The 12,224-nt window shown below is 68.7% G+C and carries 10 protein-coding genes; 8 read left to right on the top strand and 2 right to left on the bottom strand.

The features are described 5' to 3' along the window. Positions 1–31 precede the first annotated feature (31 nt). Entirely contained in the window at positions 32–844 is an 813-nt protein-coding gene (locus tag M3330_RS10820) for a hypothetical protein (RefSeq protein ID WP_006553431.1), read from the bottom strand. A gap of 63 nt (positions 845–907) precedes the next feature. On the opposite strand from M3330_RS10820, the gene M3330_RS10815 reads away from it, so the two are divergent. Next, complete coding sequence (locus M3330_RS10815; RefSeq protein WP_006553432.1) at positions 908–1,723, top strand: 1-acyl-sn-glycerol-3-phosphate acyltransferase; 816 nt, start codon at positions 908–910, stop codon at positions 1,721–1,723. Continuing rightward, on the top strand, positions 1,686–2,639 hold the full coding sequence (locus M3330_RS10810; RefSeq protein WP_255028896.1) for an HAD family hydrolase: 954 nt from the start codon (positions 1,686–1,688) through the stop codon (positions 2,637–2,639). The genes M3330_RS10815 and M3330_RS10810 overlap by 38 nt, the downstream gene beginning before the upstream one ends. Before the next feature lie 25 nt (positions 2,640–2,664). On the opposite strand, the gene M3330_RS10805 is transcribed toward M3330_RS10810, so the two are convergent. Continuing rightward, complete coding sequence (locus M3330_RS10805; protein ID WP_064853080.1) at positions 2,665–4,824, bottom strand: N-acetylmuramoyl-L-alanine amidase; 2,160 nt, start codon at positions 4,822–4,824, stop codon at positions 2,665–2,667. 273 nt (positions 4,825–5,097) lie between these two features. Here M3330_RS10805 and M3330_RS10800 point away from each other — a divergent pair, with 273 nt between their 5' ends. The 6 genes from M3330_RS10800 (at position 5,098) to M3330_RS10775 (ending at position 12,224) form a co-directional block, all read left to right on the top strand. Continuing rightward, complete coding sequence (locus M3330_RS10800) at positions 5,098–6,657, top strand: SpoIID/LytB domain-containing protein (protein ID WP_024102671.1); 1,560 nt, start codon at positions 5,098–5,100, stop codon at positions 6,655–6,657. A gap of 141 nt (positions 6,658–6,798) precedes the next feature. Further along, positions 6,799–7,551 (top strand): MerR family transcriptional regulator, encoded by a 753-nt coding sequence (locus M3330_RS10795; protein WP_255028729.1) that lies wholly within the window; start codon positions 6,799–6,801, stop codon positions 7,549–7,551. Positions 7,552–7,623: 72 nt separating this feature from the next. Next, entirely contained in the window at positions 7,624–8,844 is a 1,221-nt protein-coding gene (gene glf, locus M3330_RS10790) for a UDP-galactopyranose mutase (RefSeq protein ID WP_006553437.1), read from the top strand. Continuing rightward, positions 8,841–10,778, top strand: coding sequence for a glycosyltransferase (locus tag M3330_RS10785; RefSeq protein WP_006553438.1), 1,938 nt, complete (start codon positions 8,841–8,843; stop codon positions 10,776–10,778). The genes glf and M3330_RS10785 overlap by 4 nt, the downstream gene beginning before the upstream one ends. 46 nt (positions 10,779–10,824) lie before the next feature. Continuing rightward, on the top strand, positions 10,825–11,322 hold the full coding sequence (locus M3330_RS10780; RefSeq protein ID WP_024102673.1) for a phosphatase PAP2 family protein: 498 nt from the start codon (positions 10,825–10,827) through the stop codon (positions 11,320–11,322). After that, complete coding sequence (locus tag M3330_RS10775; RefSeq protein WP_019290355.1) at positions 11,319–12,224, top strand: decaprenyl-phosphate phosphoribosyltransferase; 906 nt, start codon at positions 11,319–11,321, stop codon at positions 12,222–12,224. Before M3330_RS10780 ends, M3330_RS10775 begins: the two co-directional genes overlap by 4 nt.

The raw sequence follows: 12,224 nt of genomic DNA, 5'->3' as shown, positions 1-12,224 counted from the left end.
GACCGACGCCTACCAGAGTAGGCGCCGCCCGTCAGTCCACTGCGCCCAGGCAGTACCCGTTGCTGCCCGTGGTGAGCAGGACCACCAGGTCACGGGGTGTACCGGCCTCGACGATCGGAATCGTCACATTCGTGTACACCTCCGAGACCGGGGTGACGGAAGCGGCCGCGGCGTCGAAGGATTCGAGGTCACCGACGACGTCGGGATCGGTGGCCAGCGGCGGCACTCCGGGGTTCCCGGTGCCCCAGGGATCCCACGTGCCCCGCGCCTCGCACACCAGTGGGTACCGCTCCTCGGTGTCGTCCGGATCCACCGGCGCGCCGATCGCCCGTCCGAGGAATCGTTCGACGGCATAGCGGGCGTCCTCGTCGGTGTAGCCCGGCGCGCCGGTCGGGTTCACGTACGGGCACGCGTAGCCGGACGCGATCTCGCTGCGCAGGACGGACAGGTCGATGCCACCGGCCGACCACGTCACCGCGTACTGGCCGTCCCTGCCCGGCTGCTGCACCGCGGCGGTGATCGCGTCGACGTCGGCGTACATCTGCCGGGCCCGTTCCGGGGCGATCGTCCAGCACTTGTCCACCACATCGATGCCGCCGACGAGGTCGTTCGTCCATGCCTGCAGCGCCGCGGTGGCGGCGGGATTACCGGGGACGTCCCCGACGACCACCGCGGGCGTCGCGGCGGGGGTGGTCTCCTCGACGGTTTCCGCCGCGGTCGGTTCCGGGCTCTCGGTCGGGATGCCGGACTGCCCGTCGCCCTCGCAACCGGCGACGGTGAGGACCACGGCGACGGCGAGGCCGGCGAATGCGAGTACGTCGGGCTTTCGGGCGAGGGTGCGCACAGTAGTGGCCTTTCGACGATGATCACGGTCGTTCCTCCACCGGCCCCCGCTAGGCTGACCGGCGTGGAACCCTTCTATCGGACCATCATCGGTGTCGCCCGCACGCTCTTCGCAGCGCAAGGGCTGAAGTTCGCGATCACCGGGGCGGAGAACATCCCGGCGACGGGTGGTGCGGTCATCGCGATCAACCACACCGGCTACATGGACTTCACCTACGCCGGGATCCCCGCCCGGGTCACCAAGCGGTACATCCGCTTCATGGCGAAGAAGGAAGTCTTCGACCACAAGATCTCCGGCCCCATGATGCGCGCGATGAAGCACATCCCCGTCGACCGCGGCGACGCCGGCGAGTCCTACCGACTCGCCGTGGAGGCGCTGCGTGCCGGTCAGCTCGTGGGTGTCTTCCCGGAGGAGACGATCAGCCGCAGCTTCGAACTCAAGGCGTTCCGGTCCGGCGCGGCACGGATGGCGAACGAAGCCGGTGTCCCGGTGGTCCCCATGGTCATCTGGGGGTCGCAGCGGGTGTGGACGAAGGGCCACCCGAAGCGGCTCGGACGTACGAACACCCCGATCACCATCGAGGTGGGCGCCCCCATCCATCCGTTCGAGCCGGCAGCGGAGATGACCGCGCAGCTCCACGCGACCATGGAGAAGATGCTTCACCGGGTCCAGGACGGTTACATCCACGAGGACGGTGCCTACTGGGTGCCCCGCCGCCTGGGCGGATCCGCGCCGACCCTCGAGGAGGCGACCGCCCTGGACGAGGCCGCGGCCGCCGAGCGTCGCGCCCGGAAGGCCCGGGAACGTGCCGCCCGTGAAGGTGCTGCCGGTAGCGGCAACGATGACGCAGGCGGCGACCGCGGTACTTCGGCACAATGACGGAGTGAACGCACAGTCGAGTCGAGAGCCGTATCGGGACCACATCACGGACGCGGTGCGTCCTGCTTCCACGGACGCGGTGCGTCCTGCTTCCACGGACGCGGTGCGTCCCGGATTGGTGGCTACGGACGTGGACGGCACCCTGATCGACGACACCGAGAAGGTGTCCGATCGGACCCGCGCCGCGGTACATGCGGTGGTCGACTCCGGTGTTCCGTTCGTCCTGGCCACCGGCCGCCCGCCGCGCTGGATCGCGCCGGTCGTCGACGAGCTGGGCTACGCGCCCATGGCGGTGTGCGCGAACGGTGCCGTGCTCTACGACAGTTCCACCGACCGTGTGCTCAGCGCCGCGGTGCTCGAGGTCGACGAACTGGCGTGGCTCGCCGAGGTGGCCTCGTCGGTGCTTCCCGGTTGCGGTCTGGCCGCGGAGCGGGTGGGGGATCGGGCCCACGACGCGGCGACGCCGCAGTTCGTCAGCGCTCCCGGTTACGAACATGCCTGGCTGAATCCGGACAACACCGAACTCGCCGAGCACGAGGTGATCAGTGAGCCCGCCATCAAGTTGCTCGTCCGGCTCCCCGGCGCGACCAGCCGGGAGATGGCGGAGGCTCTCGTGCCGAAACTGCACGGGCTGGTCGACGTGACCTATTCGACGACCCACGGGCTCATCGAGATCTCCGCGGCGGGGGTCACGAAGGCTTCCGGTCTCCAGGAGATGGCCCGGCTACTGGGTGTCTCCCACGAGAATCTCGTGGCCTTCGGCGACATGCCCAACGACATTCCGATGCTGTCGGTAGCGCGTCACGGTGTGGCGATGGAGAACGCGCATCCGGACGCGAAGTCGGTCGCAGACGAAGTCACCGCCACCAACGTCGAGGACGGGGTGGCCCGCGTTCTCGAACGGTGGTGGCGGTGACTCGTTCCTACCGGTGCGCTGCGGGTCAGCCCGCGGGCGCCGGTTCGGGTGCCGGTTCCGGCGCAGGTGCCGGTTCGGGTCCGGGCGCAGGAGCACCCTCGGGTGCGGGTCCTGCGACGTCGGCCGGCTGATCCTGCATCGCCTGGTCGTAGGCGTCGTCGTAGGCGCGCAGCACCTTGGTGACGACACCCGTGACCTCGTTGAAGATCAGCGAGCCGAACTCGAAGTCCGAACGCCAACCGTCCGGCACCCGGTACTCGTCGCTGGTGGGCAACCCCAGCTCACCAGCGTCGAGTCCGTTCTTCTCCCACGCCTTGTAGATCTCGCCGAGTACCGTCCACGTGCCGCCGTTCGGTGACGTGTAGATGGCCCCGTTGACGAAATTCACTCGTTCGAAACCGCTCTTGACCGCGGGAAGGATCGAGGTCACCGCCTGTCCGAGCCGTCCGAGTTCGCCGCCCTCGGCGAGCCACTTCTGGACCAGCGGGTGACCGCTGAGGCGGATCAGCTCGTCGACGACACCTTCGGCGGTGCCGGCCGAGCCCGAGGCGAGCGCTCCGACGTTGATGTCCGGCACGTTCGGCGACGGATTGGACGGCGACGGATTGGACGGCGACGGGTTCGAGGGTTGCGGGTTCGAGGGTTGCGGGTTCGACGGCGACGGGTTCGAGGGCTGCGGGGCAGTGCCACCGCCACCGCCCTTTGCCGCAGCGACGGCGATATCGCGGATCTTGCCCATCTGCGAGTAGCCGGCATCACCCGGGCAGCTGGTGTTGCCCACGTCGCGGTGCGCGAAGATGATCGGCAGATCCACCGCCGCACCCTGCGGGTAGGGGGTGAACGATGTGCCCTCGGAGTACATCGTGGTGCGGCCCTTGGGGTTCAGTCCCGCGCGGGCCAGACGCCAGCCGAGGAACTTGCCGACCGACTCCACCGCGGCCTGCGGCGGGGCCTGGGTCGAGAAGTCGCCCATCATCGCGATGCCGTGGGTGTTCTCGTTGAATCCACCCGCGTGTGCGCCCTGGACGTTGCGGTCGAGACCACCGGCGCGACCCTCGAAGATCTGGCCGTACTTGTCGACGAGGGTGTTGTATCCGATGTCGCACCAGCCGAGCGTGCGTGCGTGGTACGCGTAGATCGCGCGCACGATCTCGGCCGATTCGGCCTTCGAGTAGTTGTTGCTGCCCGCGGTGTGGTGCACGGTCGCGCCACCGAGGGAGTCGTCGTAGGTCGGGGTCTGGCAGCGCATCGACTCGTCGGCGCCCCACTGCTGGCGGGTGATCACCTTCAGGCCGGAGTTACCGAGCGGGCTCGCGATGTCCTCGAGTCGCGCGTCCGCTTCGCTGCTGCCGGGCGAGATGAGCACGGCACTGACCGCTTCGGCGGCCGCCTGCAGCGGGTTCTCGCGCAGCGGCTTGGACGAGGACGCGGGCACGTATCCGAGGTCGGGTGCATCGGCTGCGGGTGCAGGGACCGGCGCGGGTGCCTCGTCGGCGGGGACCGGGGCCTCCGCCGGGGCTGCAGGAGCAGGAGCTTCGGGCGCCGGTGCCTCCGGGGCGGGTGCCTCGGGAGTGGGAGCGGGGGCTTCGGGTGCCGGCGGGGCCTCCGCGCCGGCGAGATTCGGTTCGGGGCCGGGACGCGGCGTCAGCAGCACCTGCACCGCACGGGTGGCACCGACGTAGATCGGCTCCGTGCCCGTGCGTCCCTCGCTGGTGGCGTCGTCGGCGCGCGTCTCGATCGGCTCGGTCGCGGTCCAGGGACCCCAGCTGCCGTCGTCCTGCTGCGCGCGGATGAGCGCGTCGGTGGCGGCGACGTCCTCGGCGGCGAGCGCGACGAGGCTGAACGGGGTGTCGCGGGTGAGTTCCTTGACGGTCGCACCGACGCGCTGGACGAGTCCGCCGTTCGGGTCGGGAGCAGTCGTGATCTGCGGGAGCCCGTCGACGATCTCCTTCAGGCTGAGGTCCGGCAGGTTGAGACCGGTGAGCTCCTCGAGCGGGATGATCAGGTCGGGCACCGAGGCGAGCACGACTTCCGCGATATCGGGTGCCACTGCCTCGACGGTGTCGTTGGCATTCCGGATCTCGGGAGCGGTGCTGGTCAGCCCGGTGACGGCGAAGGGCGTCGCGACGGCCAGGGCGGCGACGGCACCCAGGACGATCGACGGCTTGGGGCGGCGATGCGGCACTGTTTGCTACTCCCTGTCGTTGGTGCTCCAGCGGACGGTTCCGACTTCGGATCGTCCCTTACGTGTCGCTTCCGTGGCCCGGTTCGGACACGAAAGTTCTGTAACTCGTGATTCTTGTGTTGCTTCTGTGACATTTGTTGCCTAGCTCCGTCACTCTTGTCACACTAGACGCAGCAAACCTTAAGCCTCAACCTGAGCTTGAGGATCGGTCGAAATTGTCCGATATCGCGGATCACGAGTTCGCGCCTACAGCGACAACGAGGGAGCAACGTCATGTCACGACAGTCCATCGGGCGCAGAGGCAAGATCCGGAGGCGGCGCATCATCCTCGGCAGGCCGCTGCGCAACGGATGGCGTCCCTCCGTCGCCCGTGCCGCCGCGATCGGGGTCGCTCCCGCGCTGCTCGTCGGAGCCGGCGTGGGCGCGCTCGTCCAGAGCAACCAGGCGGCACCAGGTGTCGTGCAAGCGGTTTCGGCCGACACGCCCTTCACGTTCAGTGGCTTCGGTCACGGCCACGGTCGTGGCATGGGGCAGTGGGGTGCCTACGGCTACGCCCAGGACGGGTGGACCGCCGAGCGGATCATCGGCCACTACTACGGCGGCACCGAACTCGGCACGGTCGACGACGCGATGATCGCGGTCCGTCTCATGGCGCGCGACGACCACACCCTCGACGTCTACTCCGACACCGGCATGATCGTCGCCGGTAAGCAACTCGCGCCCGGCGAGGCCGCGCACCTGACACCCACCCCGGACGGCGGCGCGAACGTCGTCGTCACCGAGGGCTGCAGCGGCGACGTGCTGTGGCAGGCAGCCACCGACCTGCCGTGGGTGGACCCGATCGACCTCGCCGAGGACCGTCCCGCGAACGAGCACCTCACGATGTGCTCGGACGACAAGACCTACCGCGGTGCCCTCGGTGTGGTGCTCGACGGCACCGCCCCGCGCACCGTCAACCGCCTCCACGTCGAGGACTACCTGCGCAGCGTGGTCCCCGCCGAGGCGCTGCCCGCCTGGGCCGACACCGGTGGTGCCGAGGCGCTGCGGGCGCAGGCCATCGCCGCGCGGTCCTACGCCCTCGCCGAGAAGCGCCACGAGAAGTGGCAGACCTGCGACACCACGGACTGTCAGGTCTACGGCGGGTCGGGCGTCGAGGATCCGCGCACGGACGACGGTGTGCGCACCACCCGCGGAACCGTCCTGATGAAGGACGGCGAGGTCGTGCGCAGCGAGTTCTCCGCCTCCACCGGCGGCTACTCGGCCGGCGGCACCTTCCCGCCCGTCGAGGACGAGGGTGACAAGGTCGCCCCGAACCGCGAATGGGCCAAGACCTTCACCGCGGCCGAGATCGGCAGCAAGTTCGGCGTCGGCGACCTCCAGGCATTCGAGGTGCTCTCCCGCAACAATCTCGGACCCGAAGGCGGTCGCGTGACCCGGGTCCGCGTGGTCGGCTCCGACCGCACCATCGAAACGACGGGCGCCGAGGCACGGACCAAGCTGGGACTGCGTTCCGACTGGTTCACCGTCAAGGAAGGCATCGACGAGGACGCCCCGGAGATCACTCCGGCACCCGAACCCGGCCCCGAAACCGGCACCGATCCCTTCGGCAGCGGCACCGGCACCTCGCCCATCGAGCAGGCCTATCTGGACCTCGGCGGCGTCGACAGCGTGCTCGGCTCGCCCATCGGCCCCGAGCTGATGCTGCCCGACGAGATCGGCAAGTTCCGGATCTTCACCGGCGGCGCGATCGTGTGGACACCGGACCTCGGTGCTCAGGTCATCGACGCGAGCTTCCTGAAGGACTGGTTCCCGAGCACGGGTAGCGCCGAGTAACCCGACGGCACATCTCGACCGGCCGGTCGCCCCGAACAGGGCGGGCGGCCGGTGGCGTTCCGGCACCGCGACGACGATGGTTGACATTGACGCAACGTCAAGATGCACGCTGGGCGTAGCCGGAAAGAAGAAGGTGGGCACGTGCGGGAATGGTCGATCCAGCAACTGGCACGCGCCGCCGGTGTCACCAGCCGCACACTGCGGCACTACGGCGACGTGGGGGTGCTGCATCCGAGCCGCACCGGCAGCAACGGCATGCGGTTCTACGACGAGGACGCACTCGTGCGTCTCCAGCGCATCCTGCTGCTCCGCGATCTGGGACTGGCCCTGCCCGCCATCCGCGACGTGCTCGCCGGTCACGACGACACCGCGAGCGCACTGCGCACCCACCTCGACCTGCTCGAACACGAGCGCCGGCAGTTGGACCGCCGTATCGCGGCGGTGCGCACCACCTTGGCGAAGACGGAGAGAGGGGAGGAACTCGTGGCAGACGAAGTGTTCGACGGGTTCGACCACACGCAGTACCGGGACGAGGTCATCGAACTGTGGGGCAAGGACGCCTACGACTCGGGCGATCGTTGGTGGCGGGGCATGGACGACGCCGCCAGGCACGACTGGATGAAGCAGGTCGAGCAGCTGAACCATGACTGGATCGCGGCGGCCCGGGCCGGTCTCGACCCGGCGGGCCCCGAAGCGCAGGACCTCGCGCGGCGGCACGTCGCCTGGCTGTCGTCGATTCCGGGCACCCCGGGAGGCGGCACTGCGGCGGGCAGTCCGCGGGAGTACGTGCTCGGTCTCGCCGACATGTACGTCGAGGACGAGCGTTTCGCGGCGAACTACGGAGGACGGGAGGGCGCCGAATTCGTCCGTGACGCGCTCACCTACTACGTGTGAGTGTGACGGCCCTCTCGGTCCGCCCGGACCGAGAGGGCACCTCCGCGACGGAGTCGCATACCCTGGTCTCCCGTGACTGCTGCATCAGCGCCCCAGCCCTCCACCGGTGAGTACGACCTGATCGTCGTCGGCTCCGGATTCTTCGGACTGACGATCGCCGAGCGCGCGGCCACGCAGCTCGGCAAGCGAGTGCTCGTGATCGAGCGTCGCCACCACCTCGGTGGCAACGCATACTCCGAGCCCGAACCGGAAACCGGAATCGAGATCCACAAGTACGGTGCCCACCTGTTCCACACCTCCAACAAGAGGGTGTGGGACTACGTGAACCAGTTCACCGATTTCACCGGCTACCAGCATCGCGTGTTCGCGATGCACAAGGGCCAGGCCTACCAGTTCCCGATGGGTCTCGGACTGGTGTCGCAGTTCTTCGGCCGGTACTTCAGCCCCGACGAGGCACGCGCCCTCATCAAGGAGCAGGCCGCCGAGATCGACACCGCCGAGGCGAAGAACCTCGAGGAGAAGGCGATCTCCCTGATCGGCCGCCCCCTGTACGAGGCGTTCGTCCGCGACTACACGGCCAAGCAGTGGCAGACCGACCCGAAGGAACTGCCCGCCGGCAACATCGCCCGGCTGCCCGTCCGCTACACCTTCGACAACCGCTACTTCAACGACACCTACGAGGGCCTGCCGGTCGACGGGTACACGGCGTGGCTGGAGAACATGGCGGAGAACGAGCGGATCGAGGTCCGGCTCGACACCGACTGGTTCGAGGTGCGCGATGAGGTCCGTGCCGCGAGCCCGGAAGCCCCCGTCGTCTACACCGGCCCGCTCGACCGCTACTTCGACTACTCCGAGGGCCGGCTCGGATGGCGCACCCTCGACTTCGAGACCGAGGTGCTGCCCACCGGCGACTTCCAGGGCACCCCGGTCATGAACTACAACGACGCCGACGTGCCCTACACCCGCATCCACGAGTTCCGGCACTTCCACCCCGAGCGCGACACCTACCCGACCGACAAGACGGTCATCATGCGTGAGTACTCGCGTTTCGCCGAGAACGACGACGAGCCGTACTACCCGATCAACACCCCCGAGGATCGCGAGAAACTCAACGCCTATCGCTCCCTCGCGAAGAAGGAAGCCGCGGACAACAAGGTGCTCTTCGGTGGCCGGCTCGGCACCTACCAGTACCTCGACATGCACATGGCGATCGCGAGCGCGCTCTCGATGTTCGACAACGTCCTCGCCCCGCATTTCGACTCGGGAGCGCCCATCGCCGGGGACGCCTCGTGAGCGCCGCGAAGCACGCGGCCGTCGCGAAGCACGAGGCGGCGAGTACCCCCGCCACGGAGGACGAACTGCTCGGCCGGTCGCTGCTGCAGCGCATCATCCTGCCGCGCCCGGGCGAGCCCCTCGACGTGCGCACGCTCTACCTCGAGGAGTCGCCCACCAACGCGCGTCGCGCCCACGCGACGAGCCGGACGACGCTGGCGATCGGCGCCGAGTCCGAGGTGTCGCTGTGCACCTACTTCAACGCCTTCCCGGCGAGCTACTGGCGTCGCTGGAGCACGCTCGGCTCGGTGGTGCTGCGACTCGAACTCACCGGCCACGGCCGCGTCGACCTGTACCGCAGCAAGGCCGACTCGAGCCGCATCCACGTCACCGGCCGCGAGTTCCGCGGGTCCGACACGGTCGTCGAGATCGAAGCCGACCTGGGGCCGTTCGAGGACGGCGGCTGGCTGTGGTTCGACGTGACCACCGACAGCGAGGTCACGCTGCACGCCGCCGGCTGGTACGCACCTGTCGAGGCGCCCGGACACGCCTCGGTCGCAGTGGGCATCCCGACCTTCAACCGCCCTGCCGACTGCGTGAAGGCGCTGCGTGCGCTCGCGTCCGACCCGCTGGTGATGGACGTCGTCGACGCCGTCATCATCCCCGACCAGGGCACCCGCAAGGTTCGCGACGAGGCCGACTTCGCGGAGGCCGCCGAACCCTTCGGCGACCGTCTCGTCATCCACGACCAGGGCAACCTCGGTGGCTCCGGCGGCTACAGCCGCATCATGTACGAGGCGCTGAAGACCACTTCCAGCCCGTACATCCTGTTCATGGACGACGACATCGAGATCGAACCCGACTCGATCCTGCGCGCGCTCGCCCTGTCGCGATTCGCGAAGAAGCCCATGCTCGTCGGCGGGCAGATGCTCAACCTGCAGGAACGCAGCCACCTGCACACCATGGGCGAGGTCATCCACCGCTCGAACTTCATGTGGGGTGCCGCGCCGAACGTCGAGTACGACCACGACTTCTCCACCAAGCCGCTGCGCGACCGGGAGAACTCGAAGCTCCTGCACCGACGCATCGACGTCGACTTCAACGGCTGGTGGATGTGCATGATCCCGCGTGTCGTCGCGGAGGAGATCGGCCAGCCCCTGCCGCTGTTCATCAAATGGGACGACGCCGAGTACGGCCTGCGGGCACGGGACGCCGGCTACCCCACGGTGACGATGCCCGGCGCCGCGATCTGGCACATGGCGTGGAGCGACAAGGACGACGCCATCGACTGGCAGGCGTACTTCCATCTGCGCAACCGGCTCGTCGTGGCCGCGCTGCACCAGCACGGCGACGCCAAGCCGATGGTGCTCGACACGATCAAGGCCACGATCAAGCACCTCGTGTGTCTCGAGTACTCGACGGTCGCGATCCAGAACAAGGCCATCGAGGACTTCCTCGCCGGTCCGGAGAACCTGTTCGAGCTGCTGCCGCGTGCCCTCGGCGAGGTGCACGCGCTCCGGAAGAACTTCCCCGACGCCGTGGTGCTGCCGTCGTCGACCGAACTGCCGATGGCATCCGGCGCCGAGGTCGGGGCCGTCGGACTGCCCGAGGGTGCGGTCGCGAAGGTCAGGCGTCTCGCGAAGGGTGTGCTGCACAACGTGCGCCCCGAGAACCGCGAGCACCACGAGCGGCCGCAGCTGAACGTGCCCACCATCGACGCGCGGTGGTTCCTGCTCTCGCAGGTCGACGGCGTGACGGTCACCACGGCGGACGGTCGGGGTGTCGTCTACCGTAAGCGCGACCGTGCTCAGGCCCAGGCCCTGCTCACCGAGGCGCTCAGGCTGCGACGCGAACTCGCGCGCCGGTTCCCCGAGATGAAGAAGCGGTACCGGGACGCGGTTCCCGCCCTGACCAGCAAGGAGGAGTGGGAGCGTGTCTTCGGAATCGGCAACTGACCCCGGCACTGCGGCTGCACGTCACTGGAAGAGCACCGACACCGAGGTGCGGGTGCTGCAGACCGTCCAGGCCACCGCTGGTGCCGTACCCGCAGCGACGACGATCGCCCGCGGCATGTCGCACTTCGGTGAGCACGCTCTCGGCTGGATCGCGATCGGCGCCGCCGGCGCCCTCGTCGACCGTCCCCGTCGCCGCAAGTGGGCGAGCGTGGCGGTCGGCGCGTTCGGTGCCCACGCGGCGTCCGTCGTCATCAAGCGGGTCGTGCGCCGTCCGCGGCCGGTGGACCCGACGGTGCAGGTCAACGTGTCCACGCCGAGCCGGCTGAGCTTCCCGTCGTCGCATGTGACGTCCACGACTGCGGCGGCCGTGCTACTCGCCCGCACCACCGGGCTACCCTTTCCCGCGGTGCTCGTGCCGCCCATGATGCTGTCCCGCCTGGTGCTGGGCGTGCACTATCCGACGGATGTACTGGCGGGTGCGGCACTCGGTGCGGCGTCCGCGGCCGTCGTGGCGCGGGCAGAGACGAAGTGGGGAGATCGATGAGCGAGGAACCGGCGCCCGTCAAGGAGGCGCCCAAGAGCCTGGGCGCCGGGATCGTCAAGGCGGTCCGTCCCCGACAGTGGGTGAAGAACGTCCTGGTGCTCGCGGCCCCGATGGCGGCCGGCTCGGTCACCCAGGTCGACGTGCTGCTGCCCGTCGCGCTCGCCTTCGTCGTCTTCTGTATGGCCGCCTCGGGCATCTACCTCGTCAACGACGCGATGGACGTCGAAGCCGACCGTGCACACCCCACCAAGCGGTTCCGGCCCATCGCGGCCGGCGTGCTCCCGGTGCGACTCGCGTACATCCTCGCGACGGTGCTGCTCGTCGGCTCGATCGTGCTGTCGTTCATCGCGAACTGGCAGCTCGCCGTCGTCATGGCGGTGTACATCGGCATCCAGCTCGCGTACTGCTTCGGGCTCAAGCACCAGGCCGTGCTCGACATCTGCATCGTCTCGTCGGGCTTCTTGATCCGTGCCATCGCCGGTGGCGTGGCCGCCGAGATCCCGCTGTCGCAGTGGTTCCTGCTGATCATGGCGTTCGGGTCGCTGTTCATGGCGGCCGGCAAACGGTACGCCGAGTTGCGCCTCGCGACCCGCACCGGCGCGAAGATCCGCAAGTCGCTCGAGTACTACACCGAGACCTACCTGCGGTTCGTGTGGACCGTCGCGGCGACGGCGGTCGTGCTCTGCTACGGCCTGTGGGCGTTCGAACAGGACAACGTGGCCGGTTCCAACTGGTACGCCATCTCGATGGTCCCGTTCGTCGTCGCCATCCTGCGCTACGCGGTCGACGTCGACGGCGGTGAAGCCGGCGAACCCGAGGAGATCGCCCTGAAGGACCGGGTGCTGCAGTTGCTCGCAGTGGTGTGGATCCTGGTGGTCGGCGGTGCTGTCTACCTCTTCTGA

Origin of the sequence: Rhodococcus sp. GA1, assembly GCF_024321955.1 — a bacterium.
GTDB classification, from domain to species: Bacteria; Actinomycetota; Actinomycetes; order Mycobacteriales; family Mycobacteriaceae; genus Rhodococcus; species Rhodococcus pyridinivorans.
This window is presented reverse-complemented; position numbering and strand designations above follow the sequence as displayed.